Origin of the sequence: Shewanella sp. ANA-3 (assembly GCF_000203935.1) — a bacterium.
Classification (GTDB): domain Bacteria; phylum Pseudomonadota; class Gammaproteobacteria; order Enterobacterales; family Shewanellaceae; genus Shewanella.
In genome coordinates this window covers 4,086,175-4,108,364 of the sequence record NC_008577.1, presented here as the reverse complement: position 1 = coordinate 4,108,364, position 22,190 = coordinate 4,086,175, and the positions used below count along the sequence as shown (strand labels likewise).

Annotated in this window: 15 protein-coding genes and 1 riboswitch; of the genes, 3 read left to right on the top strand and 12 right to left on the bottom strand. The window is 51.0% G+C overall.

The window, feature by feature from the left end; genetic code table 11:
- Window positions 1–44: 44 nt before the first annotated feature.
- The 10 genes from napA to SHEWANA3_RS17910 all read right to left on the bottom strand — a co-directional run bounded on the left by napA (window position 45) and on the right by SHEWANA3_RS17910 (window position 11,245).
- Window positions 45–2,525 carry a nitrate reductase catalytic subunit NapA gene (gene napA / locus SHEWANA3_RS17955; RefSeq protein ID WP_011718224.1) on the bottom strand — a complete coding sequence of 827 codons (2,481 nt, stop codon included), beginning with the start codon at window positions 2,523–2,525 and terminating at the stop codon, window positions 45–47.
- Entirely contained in the window at window positions 2,522–2,791 is a 270-nt protein-coding gene (locus SHEWANA3_RS17950) for a chaperone NapD (RefSeq protein ID WP_011718223.1), read from the bottom strand. Before SHEWANA3_RS17950 ends, napA begins: the two co-directional genes overlap by 4 nt.
- A 241-nt stretch (window positions 2,792–3,032) precedes the next feature.
- Window positions 3,033–4,658 (bottom strand): collagen-binding domain-containing protein, encoded by a 1,626-nt coding sequence (locus SHEWANA3_RS17945; protein WP_011718222.1) that lies wholly within the window; start codon window positions 4,656–4,658, stop codon window positions 3,033–3,035.
- Window positions 4,659–4,673: 15 nt separating this feature from the next.
- A complete protein-coding gene (locus SHEWANA3_RS17940) occupies window positions 4,674–5,216 on the bottom strand; it encodes a prepilin-type N-terminal cleavage/methylation domain-containing protein (RefSeq protein WP_011718221.1) in 543 nt (180 codons plus the stop codon).
- A gap of 2 nt (window positions 5,217–5,218) precedes the next feature.
- Complete coding sequence (locus SHEWANA3_RS17935; RefSeq protein WP_086017317.1) at window positions 5,219–5,617, bottom strand: prepilin-type N-terminal cleavage/methylation domain-containing protein; 399 nt, start codon at window positions 5,615–5,617, stop codon at window positions 5,219–5,221.
- Window positions 5,617–6,051, bottom strand: coding sequence for a GspH/FimT family pseudopilin (locus SHEWANA3_RS17930; protein WP_011718219.1), 435 nt, complete (start codon window positions 6,049–6,051; stop codon window positions 5,617–5,619). Before SHEWANA3_RS17930 ends, SHEWANA3_RS17935 begins: the two co-directional genes overlap by 1 nt.
- Window position 6,052: 1 nt before the next feature.
- On the bottom strand, window positions 6,053–6,424 hold the full coding sequence (locus SHEWANA3_RS17925; protein ID WP_011718218.1) for a type IV pilin protein: 372 nt from the start codon (window positions 6,422–6,424) through the stop codon (window positions 6,053–6,055).
- A 234-nt stretch (window positions 6,425–6,658) separates the two neighbouring features.
- Window positions 6,659–7,909: a lipocalin-like domain-containing protein gene (locus SHEWANA3_RS17920; protein ID WP_011718217.1), complete on the bottom strand. Its 1,251-nt coding sequence runs from the start codon at window positions 7,907–7,909 to the stop codon at window positions 6,659–6,661.
- Complete coding sequence (locus tag SHEWANA3_RS17915) at window positions 7,906–10,569, bottom strand: ABC transporter permease (RefSeq protein ID WP_011718216.1); 2,664 nt, start codon at window positions 10,567–10,569, stop codon at window positions 7,906–7,908. The genes SHEWANA3_RS17920 and SHEWANA3_RS17915 overlap by 4 nt, the downstream gene beginning before the upstream one ends.
- Window positions 10,570–10,573: 4 nt before the next feature.
- Window positions 10,574–11,245, bottom strand: coding sequence for an ABC transporter ATP-binding protein (locus tag SHEWANA3_RS17910; RefSeq protein WP_011718215.1), 672 nt, complete (start codon window positions 11,243–11,245; stop codon window positions 10,574–10,576).
- A 367-nt stretch (window positions 11,246–11,612) separates the two neighbouring features.
- A riboswitch (glycine riboswitch) is annotated at window positions 11,613–11,738 on the top strand.
- A 151-nt stretch (window positions 11,739–11,889) separates the two neighbouring features.
- On the opposite strand from SHEWANA3_RS17910, the gene SHEWANA3_RS17905 reads away from it, so the two are divergent.
- From SHEWANA3_RS17905 to SHEWANA3_RS17895, 3 genes are all read left to right on the top strand, one after another.
- Window positions 11,890–13,248: a sodium:alanine symporter family protein gene (locus SHEWANA3_RS17905; protein WP_011718214.1), complete on the top strand. Its 1,359-nt coding sequence runs from the start codon at window positions 11,890–11,892 to the stop codon at window positions 13,246–13,248.
- Between the two features lie 151 nt (window positions 13,249–13,399).
- The gene (locus SHEWANA3_RS17900; RefSeq protein ID WP_011718213.1) at window positions 13,400–18,703 is read left to right on the top strand and encodes a PAS domain S-box protein; all 5,304 of its coding nucleotides are present in this window, start codon (window positions 13,400–13,402) and stop codon (window positions 18,701–18,703) included.
- A 62-nt stretch (window positions 18,704–18,765) separates the two neighbouring features.
- The gene (locus SHEWANA3_RS17895) at window positions 18,766–19,782 is read left to right on the top strand and encodes a two-component system response regulator (RefSeq protein ID WP_011718212.1); all 1,017 of its coding nucleotides are present in this window, start codon (window positions 18,766–18,768) and stop codon (window positions 19,780–19,782) included.
- A 48-nt stretch (window positions 19,783–19,830) separates the two neighbouring features.
- Here the strand turns inward: SHEWANA3_RS17895 and ygfZ are convergent, their stop codons facing one another.
- Together ygfZ and serA are read right to left on the bottom strand one after the other, a co-directional pair.
- Window positions 19,831–20,787 (bottom strand): tRNA-modifying protein YgfZ, encoded by a 957-nt coding sequence (gene ygfZ, locus SHEWANA3_RS17890; protein WP_011718211.1) that lies wholly within the window; start codon window positions 20,785–20,787, stop codon window positions 19,831–19,833.
- A 137-nt stretch (window positions 20,788–20,924) separates the two neighbouring features.
- Entirely contained in the window at window positions 20,925–22,154 is a 1,230-nt protein-coding gene (gene serA, locus SHEWANA3_RS17885; protein ID WP_011718210.1) for a phosphoglycerate dehydrogenase, read from the bottom strand.
- Between the last annotated feature and the right edge of the window lie 36 nt (window positions 22,155–22,190).

Genomic DNA, 22,190 nt, shown 5'->3' with positions numbered 1-22,190 from the left:
CTCCTTAATCGCTTTCAAATACGCTTATTGCTATCAAATGAGGCTTAGGCCTTCATCACTTTTACGGGACACTTCTTAAAGTCAGTTTCTTTTGACAGTGGATCGGTCGCATCCAAAATCAACTTGTTAACTAACTGACGCGCATCGAAGAAGGGCATAAACACCACGCCGCGTGGCGGTTTGTTACGGCCTTTGGTTTCGACACGGGTTTTGACCTCACCACGGGGGGATGCGACTAGCACTTCATCACCACGTTGCAGACCACGGGCTTTAGCGTCTTCAGGATGCATAAAGATTTGTGCATCGGGGTAAGCGCGGTACAGCTCAGGTACACGGGCGGTCATCGAACCTGTATGCCAGTGTTCGAGTACACGGCCGGTAGACATCCACAGATCGTATTCTTCATTTGGCTCTTCTGCTGCAGGTTCGTAGGGCAGGGCGAAAATCACCGCTTTGCCATCGGGTTTACCGTAGAACTTGTAGCCTTCTCCTGCCTTCACATAAGGATCGCTACCTTCAACGAAGCGGCGCAGGGTTTCTTTGCCCTCAACCACAGGCCAGCGTAGGCCACGGGTTTCGTGGTAACGGTCAAAGTCGGCTAAGTCATGGCCATGGCCGCGACCAAAGGCGGCATATTCTTCGAAAATGCCTTTTTGCAGATAGAAGCCAAAGTGCGCACTTTCATCGTTTAAGTCGCCCTTACAATCTGTGGTTGGGAACTTGTTGATGACGCCGTTGGCAAACAGCACTTCATAAAGCGTTTTGTCAGCATATTCTGGCTGTTTAGCGATAAGCTCAGCCGGCCACACTTCAGACACTTTAAAGCGTTTTGAGAACTCGACTAATTGCCACAGATCCGACTTGGCCCCTTCTGGCGCTTTGACCTGTTGATGCCACATATGGGTGCGGCGCTCGGCGTTACCGTAGGCACCTTCTTTCTCAACCCACATGGCGGTGGGCAGAATTAAGTCAGCGGCCATGGCGGTGACGGTTGGGTATGGATCGGATACCACGATAAAGTTTTCTGGGTTACGGAAACCGGGGTAGATTTCATCGTTGATATTCGGACCCGCCTGCATATTGTTGGTACACATGGTCCAATAGCAGTTGAGCTTACCGTCTTTGAGCATGCGGCTTTGCAGCACGGCATGGAAGCCGGGTTTTGGCGGAATGGTGCCTTCTGGTAGCTGCCACACTTTTTCTGTGATGGCGCGGTGTTTATCGTTGGCCACTTCCATATCCGCAGGTAAGCGGTGGGCGAAGGTGCCGACTTCACGGGCAGTACCACAGGCCGAAGGTTGACCCGTTAATGAGAATGGGCTGTTACCTGGGGTAGCGATTTTACCTGTGAGTAAGTGGATGTTGTAGAGCATGTTGTTTGCCCACACACCACGTACGTGCTGGTTGATCCCCATGGTCCACAGACTCATGACTTTGACCTTAGGATCGGCGTAGGCCTTAGCTAAGGTTTCTAATTTTTCAGGCTCTACACCACTCATTTTCGCCGCATATTCCAGCGTATAAGTGCTGACGAACTTAGCGTATTCTTCGAAGCTGATAGGGCTAGACTTACCATTGCCTGGGTTTTTGGCTTTCTTCTCTAACGGATGATCTGGACGTAGACCATAACCGATATCATCCACACCGAGAGCAAACTTAGTATGTTTAGTCACAAAGTCGGTATTCACGGCTTTGTGTTGGATGATGTAGTTAGCGATAAAGTTGAGGATCACTAAGTCTGACTGTGGACGGAACACCATAGGATTGTCCGCTAAGTCGAAACTGCGGTTCTCGAAGGTGGATAGCACATGTACGCGGCAGTCTTTGTGGCTTAAACGACGGTCGGATAAGCGTGCCCACAGGATCGGGTGCATCTCTGCCATGTTAGCGCCCCAGAGCACAAATTGGTCGGCGGCTTCTAAGTCATCGTAACACCCCATAGGCTCGTCGATACCGAAGGTACGCATAAAGCCACCTACGGCCGATGCCATGCAGTGGCGGGCGTTAGGGTCGATATTGTTGGTTAAGAATCCGGCCTTATGTAATTTAGAGGCGGCATAACCTTCCCAAATGGTCCACTGGCCCGAGCCGAACATACCGACTGAGGTAGGGCCCTTAGTGGCGATGCTGTTTTTCCACTTAGCGGCCATAGTATCGAAGGCAACATCCCAGCTTACTGGGGTAAACTCGCCTTCTTTGTGGTATTTGCCGTCTTTCATCCGCAGCAGCGGCGTGGTTAATCTGTCCTTGCCGTACATGATTTTCGACAGGAAGTAACCCTTAATACAGTTCAAACCACGGTTAACTGGGCTTTCGGGATCGCCCTTAGTCGCGACGACTTTACCGGCTTTGGTACCGACTAATACGCTACAACCCACACCGCAAAAACGGCAGGGGGCTTTATCCCACTTAATGTTATCTGACTCGGCGGCTTCGACCATTTTCACGGGAAGCGTGACGCCAACGGCCGTGGCAGCGGCAACCGCTGCGTTAGCCTTGAGAAACTCGCGGCGGCTAATGCTCATAGTGTTTCCTCACTCTCTTGTTCTAAGGGTTCTACTTGGTGGTAAATCAAACTGGCGGATAACACGCCGGACAGGGCATTGATGGCTTCAACATTGTCGAGAATGGCTTTTTGGCTATTGCCTTCGAGGGTAATAACGAACTTGCCCTCGGGGGAAATGGCGTGGATATCGCAGCCCTTTAATGCAGCAATATCGGCCTCAACCTGTTGTAAGGCATAAGGGGCGGCATGTACCACAAGACTGGTGACATGGTATTCCTGACTCATAGCGGTACCTTTATCTTGAGATTCATTCAGTTGTTTTCGATAAACATCGCGACAACTCAATGTGGATAACTGTGAGTCTAGACCTGATAAAAAATGTGGGTATACCTCGCAAGAGGTATTGGCGGGGATAGTCGATCGGGATCAAAGTTTTGCGCGTGATCTAACTCTCAGTTTGAAATTTACACAATCCCTATCCCTTTGGAGAGGGAGCCAGCGAGTGAGTTAAACGTGGGCATTAGCTCTACAAATATTGCCATTGCTTGAGCAGGATGACCGCGGGATTAGCATTACCTTCGCCTAAGTCGGCAGCGCCTAAGGCATTGTCATAATGGATTTTTCCATTTCCGGTGGCTGTGATGGATTTGCCCCTCACCGAGCCGAAAATCTCTGGGCCGCCGGGAAGATTAACCTTAGATTTGGGGGCGTAGAGCGCGGCATAAATCGGCACATTACCGCTGACGGTGACATCCTTATCCGAGCCAGAAAAAATAGACAGTGGCGGCTTGTTGCTGTCGGTTAGGGTTTGTCCCTTAATGTTGTTACCGTTGTTTGTTCCCGCCGTAAAGGCGACTTCACCGCCCACAAACAGCGTAAGGCTCGAGCCCGGGGCAATATTTAGCTGATTCGAGCCACTCATCTTAAAGTCACCATTGACTATCAGGGTGACATCGCCGCCACTGATATTGAGCACGCCATCGGCGCTCATGACTAAGCTGTCGAGGTTAAATACTGGGGTGTCACTACCGAAGATGTTTTCTGACGTGGGGGTAAGGCTCGGGAAATAATCACCTTTCCAGCCGAGTTCGGTCTTACTCGACCCCGATGGCGTGATAGTGACATTGGCGTTTGAATCAATCCTGCGCGCGCCGTTATTTGGCATCTTAAAGCCGCCCATCACAGCGCCAATATCTAATGGGTCACAGGATTTTGTCGGCACGGGCGGCACATTAGGGCGTGCGTTGACTAAGTTGCCAATCTGGCTGTCCTGATGAAAGTTACCGTCGCCGCCATATTGCAGTGTGCCATTCACTTGGGCTTTGGGCGCCGTGGCGGCATTATTATTGGCTTTGACCGAACCTGCCACCGTGCCGCTATTGGCCAAGTTAAAGTTATTGCCCGCCGCGACATTCCCGCCTATGGTCCCTGTGCCTAGGGTGACATCATTATTGGCTTGAATGCTGCCGTGGATATCCGACGAGCCGGTGAGGGTGACGCTGCCCGTGGCGCTAACATCGCCGTAAATTGGTGCGTTGCCCGTGAGCGTAATATTGGCATTGGGCTCAATGGTCGTGACATTGCCTTTGCCATGTTGATTAAGCTCACTGCCACCTTGGCCATTACTGATGCTATCGCCATAGGCGCCTTTACGGGAATCGTAGCCATCGATGCTACTGCTGCCAGTTAAATTCAAGCTTTCGCAGGACACAATCGCATCATTGAAAATCGTATTTCCGTGACTGCCCTGCAGTGTGAACTGGGCGTTGAGTTTGGCCTCACCCTCTAAATGATTGCCACGACTGTCGAGGCTAAGATCGGCCCCGGCGATTTGGCCGTTTTCGAGGGCATAGCTGCTGCCTTCGAGGCTGCCATCGGCTTCGGCGGGGAGTTGCTCATAAAGGGTTTGCAGGCCTTGATTGGGCGCGCGCTGCAGCTGAGTCTTGAGTTGGTTGTAACTCTCATGCATCCCCTGTTCGGCGAGTAGCTGCGCATTGACTTGCTTTTGAAAGTTACCGCTCAGTCGCTCTTGCACTAGGTTATCCCTGAGGGACGTGACCACCAGCAAACTCGCTAATAGACTGAAGACTAAGACGATAAGCAGTACCGCGCCGTGTTCCTTATTGCTTAGAGCTGGTCTTAGATTGTCCATTATGGCTTCCTTGCTTTATGGGTTCTGTTGGCTGTTGAGGGCTTGTTGCCATAGGGGCTTACGCAGGGCGATATCGAGCTGGATCCCTTGGCCATATTGCGCGGGGAGTTTTTCGGGCTTGAGTACTACAGTCACCAGTTCGCCATTCAGTGCAAAACGGGTCGATTCTAGCCCTGTGAGTAACACCTGAGCGCCATCGCCGTCGTCGCAGCTCAGATTGGGGGCGTCAAAACGGTAGGTTTCGTTGTAATCGCTGGTTTTGCTGGTTCCTAGGCAAGTTAAACTCGGTTGGGCTGGGGATGCTGCAACTGCGAGCACTAACTCATTCGCGCTGAGGGATACGATATTTGATGCACGTTTGACGCTCTTGCTGAGGCTGAGGGTGGCGTATCTCAGCGCATCGGCAGCGTTTTCGAGGCGTTTACTTTCTTCAACAGTGGCCTTGAGCGGGGCGAAAAAGTTGACCACGGCCAGCATAATAATCAGCCCAAGCACCATAGCGATCATCAGCTCTGATAAGCTAAATCCCGCTTGCTGTTTTTTCGCGCTTAAGGACATAGCTACACCTGACATAAGTGCGGAAAGCTGGCGTTGAGGCTCACACTGTTATTGTCCTCAATGCGGCCGTCCTGCCAAGTCACAGTGATGGGCATAGTGTCTTGATAAGTGTTCGGTAACACTAAGGTGTAACCGCTGGGCATATCTTGGCTGAGGCTGGCCCTAAAATTGACATCCTCAAAGCGTGCGGGTTGGCGCTGAATATCGCAGATCCTCGGCCAGATCCTTTCAATGGCATTCTGCGCTTGAATGGTGGCGACCGTATACTGGAAGCTATTGGTCGCATGCTGCAATGAAGATAGCTGAGCTTTGCCGAGCGCCAGTAGCGAAGTGACCGAAACCACTAACGAAATCAGCACTTCGGTCATGGTAAAGCCTTGTTGTTTCTCACCCAGCACCATTATGCGCATGCCGCCTCCTGTAAATAACTTTGCCCGCTTGGCAATATGCACAGATTGAGCGTTTCGCCTTGGGTGTTTTCGAGGCTCATCTGGGTTTTAGTGGTGTTGCCTGTCGCATTGATATTGAGGGTGTTAAAGCCATCGATGCTGACGCCGCGGTTAGATGGGCTAAAGACCTTGAGTTGTTCCTGATTGCTGATGACCAGCCAGCGCCCATCTTCTGTCGCTTCCAGTGTCACCGCCTGATTGCGCTTGATGGCTTCGCCACGGGCGAATTTATAACTGGAGATCAGTTCATTCGCCGTGCTGGTGAGGCTTTCTCTGGCGATCAAATCCCGATAGGAAGGCAGGGCGATGCTCGCCAAGATACCTATGATGGCGATAGCGACCAGTAATTCGACTAAGGTGAACCCCGCTTTAGTGCGCTTTGCCATCTTAGTGGGTCCAGCAATGGGTTGCAGGGGCGCGTACACCTTTATGGTCGAGGCTTAAGGTGCCGCAGGAATCCGACTGACGACTGGTGGGGACGGCCTTGAGGCTAAAACCTAATTTATCCGTGGTGGGGGTGTAGCTAAAACTGTAGTAGGCATTGTTGGTTAAACTCTGCGAAGCGGGATACAGGCCGTTGCGGGAATAATGGCGCTCTAGCGCTTGGGCGCTACTGACGAGATATTGCTGCGCATCGAAGCGTCGACCCTGTTTTAAGTACTCATTAAACGAAGGAATCGCAATGGCGGCAAGAATGCCAATAATGGCGACGGCGATCATCAGTTCAATCAGGGTAAACCCTTTACGTAAAGCGCTCATTCACCCCTCCCTGTGTTATTGAACTGAATAGAATCGTCCGTGATTACGATGGCTATCTTGTTGTTTTGATTGTTTTGACAACGTTGTCATAATAATTTATTGGGATTTTCATCGAAATGCAATCACTGATTGAAAATCCAACAGTATTTGCAATCGATAGTATGAGAGTAATGCGTGTTAAGTCGCTGTTTTTGATATGGAGATCACATTAGAGCTAAGTCAGACGTATGGAGATTAATAGCCCGTCAGCTCCATATAACCTGTGCCGCTATGGCTGCCTTTAAGCTCAATCGGGCCTTCCCAATAGGAGGTGGATAACGCCATGGCGCTATTGGGATTTAAGGGGGAAATGCGGATGTCGATTTGCTCACTTGGGATTTGCACTTGCCAGCGGATCGGGTATTTACCCGTGCTGGTGGTTTGCCACTCGAGTGGGGTCATTTTAATCTCATCGGGGTTATCGCGGGAATTAATGTTGCGTCCGGTACCATCTGCAAACATTCGTCTGGCGCTGTAAAAGGCCGATTGTGCTTTATCGGAGGATTGTTCCCTGAGCTGAAATAGCATCAACGCCGAACCATCATCTAACCTAAGGGCAAACCAATCCCAGCCCTGCTGGCTCTTATTTAAAAACTGCGAGCTCCATTCTCTATCTAACCAGCCTTGGCCTGTGACTTTCTCGACGCGGTTTTCCACTTGGCCATCGATCTTGATATGGCGGGTGATTTCACCGTGAATCGTGATAAAGGGTTGGCTGTAGTAGTAAGAGGCGACTTTGCCGTCGCGACTCTTAATGCTGTAACCCTTATCCCCTTGATATTGCAGTGGCGCTTGGCTGTTAAGCTCGAGTTGATAACTAAAGTCATCGGTTGCAACGCTCAAGGTTGCAGGGAATAACTCATTTGACTGACTGCGCCATTGCCAGTTATCGAGGCGAATTTGGTAGGGATCTGCGCTTACCCCTGCAAGTGATGGATGCGCCCGCGACCATTTTTCATGGGCGAGGTGAGAAGTGCTGGAGGTGAGTGCGCTATGGGCAAAATAAAGCTGCTCCGTCGCCCAAGTTGTCTTAGGCGTCGCTCCCTCGTTTTGCGGTTCTGTGTGCTTAGGTTTGAGCGCTACCCTAAATTGCGTCCATTGGGCACCAAGTTGCTCACCATTCTCAGTGGTTAAATTAGCGGTGAGATACCACCATTCCTGACGAAAATCCTGATGGGCGAGGTGATCTTGAGGAAATTGAAAGTGGTTTCCTGGCGTGACCTTGGCAAAGCTTTGGCTATCTGCGCTTGCTTGCCCCAGTATAGTCCCCATGGATTGAGGCTCGGTCGTTGAAGGCGCGTTATCGCAGCCGCTTATTGTCGCAAGCAGTAAGCCTCCTATGGCACTCTTCAAAATAAAGCCTGCGCTTGTGCCGATCTTAAATCGCGTTGCACACGCTAATGGATTAAGGTGCCAAGCCTTGGTTTGAGGTACGCGTGCGCTCATAGGGTTTCCTGCTGCAAACTGGCGATTAAGGGCCTGCGGGTTTGCCAGTAAAGCGGTAAGAGTACGGCTAAGGTGCAGGTCACTAAGGCAATGAGGATGGCTTTTCCATAAGCAAACCAATCCCATATCATCTTGATTGTCCAGCCGAAAGCCTGCAGGGTGATTTTATCAATCAATAAATAGCCGAGCAGTGCACCTGTGGGCATGGCCATCAGGCAAGTGATGACCACGACTAGCAGCATTTGGCTGAACACCATAGTCCGCAATTTGTTACGACTCACCCCGAGGGAATACAGCCTCGCCAATGGCGCTTGCCTGGATTGAGTTAACATCAAGCAGGCGCTAAATAGCCCAATGGCCGCCACCAATAAAGTTAAGCTATTGAGCACTAAGGTGATTGAGAAGGTGCGCTTAAACATGGCAATGGCCTGAGCCTTGATCTTGGCTTGGCTGTAAATTTGTGCCTGTGCTAAGCCCAATGTAACGGCCAATTGCCCTTGTAGTTCATCTAGCTCAGCCTCACTGAGTTTGCGCTGAGTCGCAGTGGTTTGCTCTTCTGGCTCGACAGAGTGGAAACTGGCCGCAAGGCTAATGGGTAACACGGGTAGCTGCGCCCGTTGCCATAGCTCATGGCTGATGATGAGCTCATTACGGGTATTACCATGGTCGTAATAAATCCCGGCGATCACCACGGGATTATTGGCGGTTTTGTCTAGCACATTTAACGCCAAACTATCGCCGAGTTGCAGCTGATACTTAATGGCCATGGGTTCGCTGACTAACACGTAACGCCCTTCAAAGTAAGTTTGCCAGAGATCCGGCAAGCTTTGTTTGAGTGTGCTGGTGTGTTGAATCGATGCATCATCGCGGCTAATTAGGTTGACGGGAATCGTTTGCGCCGCCCCTTGGGGTGATACTTCGGCCTCCACTTGCCATTGCTGATACAGGCCACTCAGGCGAGGATCTTGGCTCAATTTATCGCGCACTTCGGCCATATGGTTGGCGCTGGGGCGCAGGTATAAATCGGCATGCAAGCGGGTTTCTAACCAGCTTCTTAAGGTTTGCTCGAAGCTACCGACCAAGGTATTCATCGACACATTGGCGCTCAGTGCCAGCAGTATCGCCATCATGGCGAGGGACAATGGCGCGATAAGCTCGCGGGTTTCGGCGAGGAGATAGTGCTTAAGTCCGGGGCGAGTCAATGGCAGCAGCAAGCTAACGCCCCAATGCAATACTTGTGGTAATAACAATGGAATCGCAACGGCAACCATGCCCAACAATACCAAACTGGTGTTATAGCTTTGGCTGAAGGGCATGAGTATTGCGGCGAGCGTGAGCAGGCAGCAGGCTAAGATAAACTGCCTGCCATGGGTTTTGTTGTGGGCCTGCGTTTGTTGATAACGATTAGCGCCTTGGGCGAGGGATTGGCGGGTTAAGTCAAAATACAAGGGTAAACAGGCGGCTAGGGCGGCGACTAAGGTGAGGGTTATCGCTTCGGCCAACCAACGCCATTGCCAAATCCCCGGCAACAAGTGGGCGCCGTAGAGCTGCTCTAAGGTCATAGCGACCATAGGTTGCAACCAGTGACTCAGCTGTAATCCTAGGATAAATCCCATTAGCGAGCCCAACACCACCAACAGCAGCAACTCGCCAAGCAGGGCTAGCATGACTTCACGCCGTGCTAAGCCCTGTTGCAGCAATTGGATTAATAGACGTTGGCGTTTCATCAGGCTGTAACGCACACCGTTATAGGCAATAAACAGTCCGACCACAAAGGCTAACATGCTCATCGCATTGAGGTTTAAATGAAAGCTGCGGGTAAGCGCCATCAAGGCTTGGCCTTGATCTTGTTGACTGTAACTGGCGCGAAGCGGCGTAATACCTAAGGTTTCGAGCCGCTGCTTTAAGGTGGGGAGCTTATCCCTGTCACTGAATAGGGCGATATAGCTGAGTTTGCCTTGCATCCCGAGCAACGTTTGGGCGAGGGAAATATCGGTCAGAATCGCACTGCCCAGCCCCCAGCTATCATCGATACTGATGACCTTAAGCTTGTCTGGTGCAAAAGACGCGGGCGCGAGGTCGAGTTGGCCATTGGGTGCGATTTTATTGGCAAGGCTCTGACTGATAACCACTATCGGCTCACCACTCATTAACTCGGCGAGCGGCAGCGCTCCCATCGACATTTTAGGATTGGCTGCTTGCTTTGTGCTGGCGTTGTGCTTTTGTTCCTCTTTTGAGCTTAGGCTCGCCGTCAGTGCTGCGACGATATCGCTGCCTTCAATTTGCCAGAACTGGCCGTTCAGGCCCGCCACTCTACCGCTGACAACCGCAAGGCTTTGGCTTATGCCCGCTTGGCGCAGGCTGAAATACACTGATTCGTCGAGGGTTTCTTGGCCAATGGGCGCGCTTAAGAACACATCGGCTCGCTGGCTCAAGAGTTCTGTGGCCTCACTGTAGCTGCGAATAGCATTATCATTGGTGGCTTTAACCCCGATAAGCAAAGTCACGGCGAGGGCAAGGCCAAGCAAAATCGCGCCCGCTTGCAGCGGCGCGTGGCGATAGTGGGCGAGAAAGACCTTTAATACCCAGTAGATCCGCAGCCATGGGCGGTTTCTGGTTTGGCTGTGATTGGCCTTAGGGGTTAATGCAGGACTCATCATCTAGTTAACCGGAGATAGACACAGCGGCGTGGGAAAGATGCCAGCGCTTGTGCATAAAAGCGGCGCATTCTTCACTGTGGGTGACCATGAGTATGCTGGTTTGGCTTTCTTTGGCCAGTTCGCATAGCAGCGACATCACCTGTTTTCCCGATTCATCATCGAGGTTGCCCGTGGGTTCGTCGGCCAGCAGTAAACTCGGGTTGTGGGCTAAGGCTCTGGCGATAGCGACCCTTTGCTGTTGCCCGCCTGAAAGCGCTTCGACCTGCCGATTGAGCAGCGAAGCCAGCCCCAATTTGTCGACGAGATAATCGCACCAAGGATTCCAACTGGCGCCGTTGAGATTGAGTGAAAAACCTATGTTGTTTCTCACATTGAGCGGAGTCAGCAGATTAAATTGTTGAAACACCACGCCCAAATGGTTGTGCCTGAACTCGCTCCAGTGTTTGTCTTGCCAATCTTGGGTGGATTGATTATTCAACACTATCTGGCCGCTGTCTGGCGTTTCAAAGCCTGCGATCAAATTTAGCAGTGTGCTTTTACCGCTGCCGCTGGGGCCCGTGAGTGCGATGGTTTCGCCGCGATGCAAGGTTAAATCGACGGCTTGCAGTACTGTATGGCGCTGCTCGCCGTCGCGAAAACTTTTACTCACTTGGATAAGTTTGGCTACTTCTGACATTTATCCTTCCACTCTGGCAACATTTAGCCCGACTAAAGATAAAACATTTTATCTTCTGATAGATACTGCTATTTGGTCCTTAAGGTTCACTTTGTTTGGATTCAGACTTAGGTTTTATGCTGTTTAAATTATCATCAATTGTGGTTTTGGAACCCCATTCTGTGAGCAAATGGGCTTGAGCTATTTTTGTGTTTGTTGCATGCTGTGCGCCCTGTTAAATCGATAGCGGACTATCGATTTAACAATCCGTTCGGATGAAGGTAGCAGGAGAGTGGGGAATTAACCCCACACCGACGAGGCAACTTTGTTTGGGATCTTTCCCGAACCAAAGCACTCTTTCAGGTGCCGCAAGGCGTGGACTGTTACTGGACGAGCCTCTGGAGAGACTACCGATTGCGTTGAGTCGCGATAATAGGTGGCGCCGAAGGCGAAAGTAGGTGCGTCGATGGATGCATTCTGCGAAACGCTCAGGCAAAAGGACAGAGGAGAGGATGACTGCACGGTCCCTGTCGTTTGTCTTTTGGACTCTTTCCTTGCCTTTATTGGCTGGGTGATAGTCTTTCTTTAGGCTGGCAGCGGTGTGTCACAGCCATTTCTTTTCCTCCTCCTTTATTAATTAAGTTGTTTAATAATTGAGGAATATCATGAGTTTTCAAGCTTTACTCAGCAGCCTGAACGGTATCGTTTGGGGACCCGTTACCCTGTGTTTACTCGTAGGTACGGGCATCTATCTCACCTTGCGTTTGCGGCTTATCCAAGTATTTCGTCTGCCAATGGCCCTCGGTTTATTGTTTAAACCCGCCAAAGGGCATGGGGATCTTTCTTCCTTCGCCGCCCTGTGCACGGCACTCTCCGCCACCATTGGTACGGGCAATATTGTCGGGGTGGCAACCGCGATTAAGATGGGCGGCCCAGGGGCATTATTTTGGATGTGGCTGGCGGCCTTCTTCGGCATGGCGACCAAGTATGCCGAATGTATGTTGGCGGTAAAATATCGCACCACCGATGCGCGCGGGCAAATTGCAGGCGGCCCCATGTACTACATCGAGCGGGGGCTGGGCCTACATTGGATGGCGAAGTTGTTTGCCCTGTTTGGCGTGGGGGTGGCGTTCTTCGGGATTGGTACTTTTGCCCAAGTGAATGCGATTAGCGATGCCCTGACCATTGCCTTTGAGGTGCCCACTTGGGCGACGGCACTGGTGCTCACCCTGTTAGTCGCGGCGGTAACCTTAGGTGGGGTGAAGCGGATTTCCAACGTGGCGCAAAAGTTAGTACCAGCGATGTCGATTGGTTATGTACTGGCTTGTGTATGGATTTTAGTGAGTTTTGCCGAATCGATTTTACCCGCATTGCAGTTAGTGGTGGAGTCGGCCTTTACGCCTGTTTCGGCGGCGGGCGGATTCTTAGGCGCGACCGTGGCGCAGGCGATTCAAATGGGGATTGCCCGCGGGGTGTTTTCGAACGAGTCTGGCCTCGGTAGCGCCCCAATTGCCGCCGCGGCGGCGAAAACCAATGAGCCGGTCGAGCAGGGTTTAGTCAGTATGACGGGCACCTTTTTCGATACCATTATCATCTGTACTATCACGGGACTGGTACTGATTATTACGGGTGTCTGGAGCGGCGATACCGCCGGCGCAGCCATGACCAGCGCGGCCTTTAGCTTAGGCGGTTCGGCGGCTATCGGTCAGTATTTAGTGACCATCGCCTTAGTCTGTTTTGCATTCACCACCATTTTAGGTTGGCACTACTATGGCGAGCGCTGCTGGTATTACTTAGTGGGCGAACGTGGGCTGCGTGCCTATCAAATGCTGTTTTTAGGCCTGATTGCGGTCGGCGCCTTTATCAAGCTGGATGTGATCTGGTTATTGGCCGATACGGTAAATGGTTTAATGGCGATCCCTAACTTGATTGCCATTATTGGATTAAGGCACGTCATTATTGCCGAAACCCAAAGCTATTTTGTTCGGACACTCTCAAACCGTACATTAGACCCAATTTATTAATGTTGTGAAAACAATATATTAGTTCACATTATTTTAACTTTAAGATTGTCGCCACAAGGTTCTTCGTTTACTTTATAAGGGGTTCTTCGTTTACTTTATAAGGGTTACCCAAAAATGGGTGGATTAAAAACGGGGGCTTTGAGGCGACGCCATGGATAAAAGTAAACTTCGTACCTTCCGCAGCAAAATTCTATCCCATATTGCGCTGCCTTTAATTCTTATCATGACGGCCGTTTACGGCATTAATGCTTGGTTTAATTATCTTTCTGCCGAGCGAAAGCTATACGATTCCTTAGCCCAGGAGTCGAATCATTCCGCCTATCGCCTACAGTTGCTAATCGAACATGCGCAGGCCAATACGCAAGGTGTTGCCGATTTTATTGGGTTTATCTCCAATAAGGAGGGCATTAATGATAGTGAGAAAATCAAACGGGTACTCACTAATCGCATCGAACGCAATCCCGATTTTTATGGCTCAGCCGTTGCGTTTAAACCTTATACCTTCCCCGATAAAAAACTCTTTTCCCCCTATGTTTACCGCGATGGCAACAACTTCCATTATCTAGATATTGGCGCCGAGGGTTATGACTATACCGATGGCTCCTGGGATTGGTGGTCAAAGGCCATTAATCAACCCGGAGGCTATTGGTCTAAGGCTTATTTTGATGAGGGCGCGGGAAACACTTTGATGGTGACTTATTCGGTGCCTTTTGGCCCTGAAAATGATTACTTTGGGGTGGCGACCGTCGATTTGGCGCTCGATAAATTGCCTGAACAACTTGGTGTGCAGCCAAGCCAATTAGTGGTACTCGATGATCAAGGGCGGCTGATCTTCCACAGCGATAAAGAGAAAGTGCTCGCCGTGACCTCCGCCGAATGGCTCGATAGAAATACCCGTCGAAACAGTGACTTTTGGACATTATTAGATAAGGGGTTAAACGGACAGGCGCGCTTTATCGATGATAAGAGCACTGTGTATCTCGCCAGTGTTGCCTCAGTCGCTAAGCTCAAATGGCGCGTCATTGTCATGGTGCCCGAACATCAGCTGTTTGCAACGCTGCTGGATGATGTGGCGTCCGTGGTGCTTAACCTTAGTTTATTAACTCTATTGTTATTACTCACTTGCTACATCGCCGCTAAACGTTTGACTCGGCCGCTTGAGGCGCTGGAGTCGGGCATTTTGGCCTTCGGTCAGGGTAAAGCCCAGCAATTAGCGATCCCCAAAGGTGCGGTGAGTGAGATAGTCACCTTAAGCAGCACCTTTAACCAGATGGCGGAACTCCTCGGCGAGCGTGAACAGGCGATTTTAGACTCCCGCGGTAACCGTTTCGCGCGGCTGATCGATGGCATGAGTGATAAGTCCTTCTATTGCTCGCTCGACCCTTCAGGGCAGCTGGCGCAGGTGAGTGAGGGCGTCACTAAGGTCTTGGGCATGTCACCTGAGCTACTCAAACGTAAGTATCAAAGACTGTTTACCGCCAATCCATTAAATGAAAAAAACTGGGAATACACGGATTTAGCCCTGAAGGGGGAGAACGTTCCTTCCCATCAAGTCGAGCTGCTCGACGCGAGTGGCCACCCACGTATGCTCGACCTCTTTATGCTGCCCTTGGTTTCGGATACGGGCGAGCTGATGTCGGTGGAGATGTTATTCACCGATGTGACCGAACAGTTCTCCGCTGCCACTTGGTCTAATGCCGTACTCGAAGCGGCGCCAGAGGCGATGCTGATCGTCGAGCAGATGGGCTCAATTGTATTCACTAATACCCGCTGCCAAATTCTCTTTGGTTACGATGCCAACAGCATGTTAGGGCTACAGGTGGAGTCACTCTTGCCTGAAGCCATGCGCAGCAACCATGCCCGCGACCGCCTGCAATTTTTGCGTGAAGGCCGCGATCGCCCCATGGCCAATGCGCGCCATGTGCGGGCGCTTAAAGCCGATGGCGGGGAGTTTGTCGCCGAAATCGCCTTGAGTATTTTACCTGCCGATCATGAAGGTCGCAGACAAGTGGCGGCATCGATTCGGGATATGACCCAGAAATTAGCCGTAGAGCAAAAAATCCGTGACAGTGAACTAAGGTTCCGCGGCCTAGTGACCAATATTCCTGGCGCCGTCTATCGTACGCGCATCGGCGATGTCTGGGTGATGGAATATGTCAGTGACAACATTGCCGATATTACGGGGTTTGCGGCGAGCCAGTTTATTGAAAACCGTCAACGCACCTTTGCCTCGCTGATCTTGGAAGAAGATCGTGAGCTATGCCATCAACATATCGATAGGGCGCTGGCGCAGCAGGAAACCTTTGAGGTGGAATACCGTATTCGCCACCGTGACGGCAGCATTCGCTGGGTGCATGAAAAGGGCAAGGCGAGTTATACCGAAGAAGGATTCCCACTGTGGTTTGACGGCAGTATTGACGATATCACCGAGAGCAAACTGGCCATGGTTGAGCTTGAGGCGTCGCGCCTGCAACTCACCAATATTACCGAATCTATCCCTTGTACTGTGTATCAGTTGCGCTGGGTTTCTCCTGCGGATCATACCTTTACTTTCCTCTCCGGCGCGGCATTCCATATGCTGGGCTTACACCGCGAAGATTTACTGAAAGACTTTAATATCATTGCCGAGCGGATTTTTGATGAGGAACGCCCCGAGGTGGTGCGTGCCTTAGCGGGTAAGAGTGAGGACAAGTTGCAATGGGTGCGTGAGTTCCGTTATCGCCATCCTAACGGCAGTATTCGCTGGATGGAGGCGGGAGCGAGCGGTCACTACAACGATGATGGCGCCATTATTTGGAATGGCTACGTGATGGATATTACCGAGCGTAAAGCCATTGAAGAAGAGTTGGCAGTTAGCGAGGCGCACTTTAAGGCGCTATTTGATGGCTCGACCATTGGCATTGTGAACGTCGATGCCAAAGGCGTGATCCTCGACTGTAACGACCAATATTGCGAAGACATGGGCCAGACCCGTGAGTCACTCTGCGGTGTGCCAATTTTCGATGTCTTGAGCCTGCAGGATAAAGAAACCGCTAAGGCTCAGTTTAGAGAATTGGCCGAAGGTAAAGTCGACCACTATCGCGGTGAACGTAGCTTTATTCGCCCCAATGGTGAGCCACTGTGGATGACGGTCAATGTGTCGGCACTGTTTGATAGCCAGAAGCAGTTCGAATCGGCCGTGGTCAGTATGGTCGATATGACAGAGCTGAAACTCTTATCTGACGAACTGTTAGTGGCGAAAGAGGAGGCGGATGCGGCGAGTAAGGCTAAGGGCGATTTCCTCGCGAATATGTCCCATGAAATCCGCACGCCGATGAATGCCATTATCGGTATGTCGCAACTTTGTTTGCAGACAGCGCTGGATAAGAAGCAGAAGAACTATGTGGAGAAAATTGAGCGCGCCTCAAAATCCTTACTCTCCATCATTAACGACATCCTCGACTTCTCTAAAATTGAAGCCGGCAAGTTAGATATCGAATCTGTGCCCTTCCAGCTCGATACTATGCTCGAAGATCTCAGCGATATGTTCTCCGAGAAGGCGGCCCATAAACAGCTTGAACTGCTGTTTGCGGTGGCGCCCAATGTGCCTAGGCACTTATTTGGTGACTCGCTGCGTTTAGGGCAAGTGCTGATCAACTTGATGAACAACGCGATTAAGTTTACCGAGCGCGGTGAAGTCTTGTTATCGCTCAACTTGGTTGAGCAGCAAAATGACGATGTGGTGCTGCGCTTTAGTGTGCGCGACAGCGGTATTGGTTTAACCGCAGATCAGCAGGCCAAACTGTTTAAATCCTTCAGTCAGGCCGATACCTCTACAACACGCAAGTACGGCGGTACGGGCTTAGGGTTGGCGATTTGTAAACAGCTCGTCGAACTGATGGGCGGCACCATTGGGGTTGAAAGTCAGTTCGGCCACGGCAGTACCTTCTATTTTACCGTTAAGTTGCAGATTTCCAGCGGTCAAAAGCTAACGGTCGCCCAAGAGCTTGAAGGCATGCCGATTCTGGTTGCCGATGACAATGCCACCGCCCGCGACATTATGCGCACCACCTTAGAAAGCATGGGCTTTAGGGTGGATACTGTGCGCTCCGGCGAAGAGGCTGTGACCCGCTGTATTCAGCAGGAATATGCCGTTGCCTTAATCGACTGGAAGATGCCGAACCTCGATGGCATAGAAACGGCTAAACAAATCAAGCAACAGGCGAAGAAGGCACCGCGGATCTTGATGGTGTCGGCCCATGCAAACCAAGACTTCTTAAGCCAAATTGAAGAACTTGGCTTGGCCGGATATATCAGTAAACCCATTAGTGCATCTAGGTTGCTCGACGGCATTATAAATTCCCTCGGTCGGGCGGGAGTTCTCCCCGTGAGACGCCAGAGCGAGAGCATCGATCCTAAACTGTTATTGCCGCTTAAGGGTAAGCGCATCCTCTTGGTTGAAGACAATGAGATGAACCTTGAGGTGGCCACCGAGTTTTTAGAGCAGGTGGGGATTATCTTATCCATTGCCACTAACGGCCAGATAGCGCTCGATAAGCTGGAGCAGCAGAGCTTCGATCTGGTGTTGATGGACTGCCAAATGCCAGTGATGGACGGTTATCAGGCCACGCAGGCTCTTAGAAAGCGGCCCGAACTCACCGAGCTGCCCGTGGTCGCGATGACAGCAAATGCGATGGCTGGCGATAAGGAAATGTGTTTAAGAGCGGGGATGAACGACCATATCGCTAAGCCGATTGAGGTCAACCTACTGTATCAAACCCTGTTGAAATACTTAGGTGGCAGCGCGTCGCTGGTCGATAACACAGAACCGAGTCAACTGGTTGATATTCCAGTTAAACCGATCAACTTAGATTCTGAATCTGTGGTGAAATGGCCCGAGCATCCTGAGCTGGATATCGATAGGGGCTTACAATTAGTTCAAAACTCTACCCGTTTGTATCAAAGGAGCTTCGATCGTTTCGTTACCAGTCAGCGTAATGTGGTGGATCTCATCAATAAAGCGCTCGCCAATGACAAACGTGACGATGCCGTGCGGATGGCGCATACCTTGAAGGGGCTCGCGGGTAACTTAAGCTCTAGCAAGCTGGTGGAATTAGCCCGCCAACTAGAGTTGCACTTAAGTGAGAAGAGCGAATACCAAACTGAGTTAGACCAAATCCAAGCGCTAGTGGCGTCGATTTGTGATGCCATTGAGCGGGTCAAGCCGCAGTTTGAGGAGTCGACTACATCGACGAGCGAACAACTCTCGCCAGAGGCGCTAGTCACCGCCTTAAAACAGCTGCGACAAAGCCTAGAGGATGCTGACTCAGATGCGGTGGCGCAAATCGATGCGTTAAAACCTCAGGTGAGTAGCAAGTTATGGCTGCAGCTCAGCCCAGCCCTGACTATGATTAATCAGTATCAGTTTGATGAAGCAGTGGATTTGATTGATGAAGTGCTTGCGGAATTAACCTAAAAACCGGTCAAGAGAGTGCGGTATTGGCCATTGATAAGCCACAGGATAAGGTGAAAGTGTTGATGGATAAGGCAACAATATTGGTCGTCGATGATACACCGGAAAATATCGATATTTTAGTGGGCATACTCGGTGAGGATTATAAGGTCAAGGTGGCGATTGATGGACCAAGAGCGCTCGCCCTTGTCGCCAAAACCCTGCCGGATTTGATTTTACTCGACGTAATGATGCCTGGCATGAACGGCTATGAAGTCTGTAAGCTGCTTAAGCAGGAGCCTTTAACTTGCCATATTCCGGTGATTTTTGTGACCGCCTTGTCTGAGGTGGCCGACGAGACTCAAGGGTTTGAACTCGGCGCCGTCGATTACATCACTAAGCCTGTGAGTGCTCCCGTGGTAAAAGCACGGGTGCGAACCCATCTGGCGCTATACGATCAAAAACGCCTGCTAGAACAACAAGTCAAAGAACGCACCCAAGAGCTAGAAGAAACTCGCTTCGAAATTATCCGCCGCTTAGGTCGCGCCGCCGAATACAAAGACAACGAAACGGGCCTGCACGTTGTGCGTATGAGCCACTATGCACGGATGCTGGCCGTTAAACTGGGCTTGCCTAGCACCTTCTGCGAGCTGTTGTATAACGCGGCGCCCATGCATGACATAGGGAAAATCGGCACGCCCGATGCGGTGCTGAAAAAGCCCGGTAAGCTTGATGCCGATGAGTGGGAAATCATGCAACAACATGCTGCCATTGGTGCAGAGATCATTGGCGAACATGGCGATCCACTGCTGCAAATGGCGCGGCGCATCGCCTTGACCCACCATGAGAAATGGGACGGTTCTGGTTATCCTAATGGTTTGTCAGGGGAAAATATTCCGATTGAAGGCCGGATTGTGGCGATTGCGGATGTCTTCGACGCCCTGACTTCGCGCCGTCCTTATAAGGAGCCTTGGACAATCGAAGCCACGGTCGAGTTACTCGAAAGCCAAGCGGGCAAACACTTTGACCCTAAGCTGGTGGAGGAATTTAAGCAAATTCTGCCCGAGGTGGTGGCGATTCGAGATACTTATATCGAGCATTAAAAGCAAAAGGCGCCTAGGGCGCCTTTTTCAATACGACTCGTTTAGAAGCTAGGCTTCTTCGAGCGAGTAGGGTAATGCTTTAATGTGTAAGCTGGATTGCTCATCGTCGGCAAAGCGCAGCTTGGCATCGTTCGCGGTATCGTTTGCCAGCACAGCGGTGAGCAGTACTTGATTACCACGCTGTACGAACTCAATAATTTGCCCGCCCTTGCGATAGCCATCTTCCAATTCGATCTCGAGAGCACTTTCCAAATTGATGTCTGAGGAAGTCGTGCCGTGGAGAATATAGAGCGCGCGCTTGTTACCGCCACGGTATTTCATCCGAGCCACAGTTTCTTGGCCCATGTAGCAGCCTTTGTTAAAACTGATGCCGTTGATAGCCTGTAGGTTACACATCTGCGGCACATATTGATTAGCATGGCTTGGCGCTAGGTTAGGGTAGCCTGCTGTAATTTCTAAGGCTTGCCAAGCGCTGGCATCAAACACTGTGTGCTCGCCCACTAAGGTAGTTGCCGCCTCTGGCTGCAGAACCAGAATAAAACGATCCGCATCCTTTAAAATGGCGCCATGTTCGACCAGCGTCAGTTCTTCAGTGATTTCCCCAAAGTGTTGGGTCACAAATTGTGTTGCTTGTTCGCCTGCTACGCCGAGTAAAGTCCACTCTGCCGTCGCATTGGTCAGGGTTGCCTTGCTAAACACCGCATATTTTTGCAGTTGCGGCAGATCGACCTCGATAGTCTCCCTTGGCAGCAGCATCAACAGCGCCTCTTGGATAGCAAAGGTGCGGAAGCTGGCGATCATCTTACCCTTAGGATCGCAATGTGCGCCCCAGCGCCATTGGTTGGCTTCGAGTGAGCTAATGTCCGTAGTCACTTGGCCATGGATAAAACTGCGCCCCTGTTCACCGACTACTTTGATGAGGCCGAGGTGGGATAGGTTGGCGAGCACAAGTGGATGCATGGAGGCGTCCAGATCCCAAGTGGGTGTCGAAACTGCAATAGTCATAGCGGAGATCCTGAAAATGAAGACGATGCAAGAGGCTAGATTGTAGCGGAATTAAGCGGCGCTCAAAAGCATAAGGCGCACATATCTTGAATGAAATGTGCGCCTTATAAATTCACTCAAGCTGAGTGCTTAAAGCATTAGAACAATACGCGGGTGCGCAGTGTGCCTTCAATGGCCTTAAGTTCAACCAGTGCCTCTTCGGCTTGGTGAGTATCGACTTCCATCACCACATAACCGATTTCTGCAGTGGTTTGCAGGTACTGAGCGGCAATGTTGATGCCTTTTTCAGAGAAGGCTTTGTTGATTTTGATTAGCACGCCAGGACGGTTTTGGTGAATGTGCAGTAAGCGCGAAATGCCTTTGTGCATTGGCAGCGACACTTCAGGGAAGTTAACCGCAGATACGGTCGAACCGTTGTCAGAGTATTTAGCTAACTTACCGGCAACTTCGATACCGATGTTTTCTTGGGCTTCGGCAGTACTGCCACCCACGTGCGGAGTCAGCAGTACGTTATCTAAACCACGTAATGGGCTGATAAATTCATCATCATTCGATTGTGGCTCGACGGGGAATACGTCGATGGCCGCGCCCGCAAGGTGACGCTCTTTAAGGGCAACCGTTAGGGCATCGATATCGACCACAGTGCCGCGTGAGGCGTTGATAAAGATGCTGCCTTTACGCATGGCGGCAAATTCGGCGGTGCTGATCATATCTTTGGTTTGCGCCGTCTCAGGGACGTGCAAACTGATCACATCGGACTGTGCCAGTAATTGTTCCATCGAATGGATTTGCTGGGCATTGCCTAATGGCAGTTTGTCTTCGATATCGAAAAACACCACGCGCATGCCTAAGGTTTCAGCTAGGATCCCGAGCTGTGTACCGATATGACCATAACCTATCACACCTAAGGTTTTGCCACGGACTTCGTAACTGCCGGCGGCCGTCTTCATCCAGCCACCACGGTGGGCGATAGCATTACGTTCAGGAATGCCGCGCATCAGCATGATGATTTCGCCTAATACCAGTTCAGCCACGCTGCGGGTATTAGAGAATGGTGCGTTAAATACTGGGATACCGAGTAATTCGGCGGTCGCCAGATCCACTTGGTTAGTACCGATACAGAAACAACCAATCGCAATCAGTTTTTCGGCACGCTTCAATACCTCAGCCGTTAATTGGGTACGGGAACGAATACCAACAAAGTGAGCATCTTTGATGGACTCGAGCAGGGCTTCATCACCTAAGGAGGCTTTGTGATACTCGATATTGGTGTATCCAGCACGTTCAAATACATCGACCGCAGATTGGTGGACGCCTTCCAACAACAGGATCTTGATCTTATCCTTGTCCAGCGAATGTTTCGCCATGATATGGGTACCCTCTAATTAATTGAAATAGTTCTG

What these genes read in the sequence shown, in the direction of transcription:
- napA (WP_011718224.1), bottom strand. Translation starts at nt 2,525, where the DNA reads ATGAGCATTAGCCGCCGCGAGTTTCTCAAGGCTAACGCAGCGGTTGCC.
- SHEWANA3_RS17950 (WP_011718223.1), bottom strand. Translation starts at nt 2,791, where the DNA reads ATGAGTCAGGAATACCATGTCACCAGTCTTGTGGTACATGCCGCCCCT.
- SHEWANA3_RS17945 (WP_011718222.1), bottom strand. Translation starts at nt 4,658, where the DNA reads ATGGACAATCTAAGACCAGCTCTAAGCAATAAGGAACACGGCGCGGTA.
- SHEWANA3_RS17940 (WP_011718221.1), bottom strand. Translation starts at nt 5,216, where the DNA reads ATGTCCTTAAGCGCGAAAAAACAGCAAGCGGGATTTAGCTTATCAGAG.
- SHEWANA3_RS17935 (WP_086017317.1), bottom strand. Translation starts at nt 5,617, where the DNA reads ATGGTGCTGGGTGAGAAACAACAAGGCTTTACCATGACCGAAGTGCTG.
- SHEWANA3_RS17930 (WP_011718219.1), bottom strand. Translation starts at nt 6,051, where the DNA reads ATGGCAAAGCGCACTAAAGCGGGGTTCACCTTAGTCGAATTACTGGTC.
- SHEWANA3_RS17925 (WP_011718218.1), bottom strand. Translation starts at nt 6,424, where the DNA reads ATGAGCGCTTTACGTAAAGGGTTTACCCTGATTGAACTGATGATCGCC.
- SHEWANA3_RS17920 (WP_011718217.1), bottom strand. Translation starts at nt 7,909, where the DNA reads ATGAGCGCACGCGTACCTCAAACCAAGGCTTGGCACCTTAATCCATTA.
- SHEWANA3_RS17915 (WP_011718216.1), bottom strand. Translation starts at nt 10,569, where the DNA reads ATGATGAGTCCTGCATTAACCCCTAAGGCCAATCACAGCCAAACCAGA.
- SHEWANA3_RS17910 (WP_011718215.1), bottom strand. Translation starts at nt 11,245, where the DNA reads ATGTCAGAAGTAGCCAAACTTATCCAAGTGAGTAAAAGTTTTCGCGAC.
- SHEWANA3_RS17905 (WP_011718214.1), top strand. Translation starts at nt 11,890, where the DNA reads ATGAGTTTTCAAGCTTTACTCAGCAGCCTGAACGGTATCGTTTGGGGA.
- SHEWANA3_RS17900 (WP_011718213.1), top strand. Translation starts at nt 13,400, where the DNA reads ATGGATAAAAGTAAACTTCGTACCTTCCGCAGCAAAATTCTATCCCAT.
- SHEWANA3_RS17895 (WP_011718212.1), top strand. Translation starts at nt 18,766, where the DNA reads ATGGATAAGGCAACAATATTGGTCGTCGATGATACACCGGAAAATATC.
- ygfZ (WP_011718211.1), bottom strand. Translation starts at nt 20,787, where the DNA reads ATGACTATTGCAGTTTCGACACCCACTTGGGATCTGGACGCCTCCATG.
- serA (WP_011718210.1), bottom strand. Translation starts at nt 22,154, where the DNA reads ATGGCGAAACATTCGCTGGACAAGGATAAGATCAAGATCCTGTTGTTG.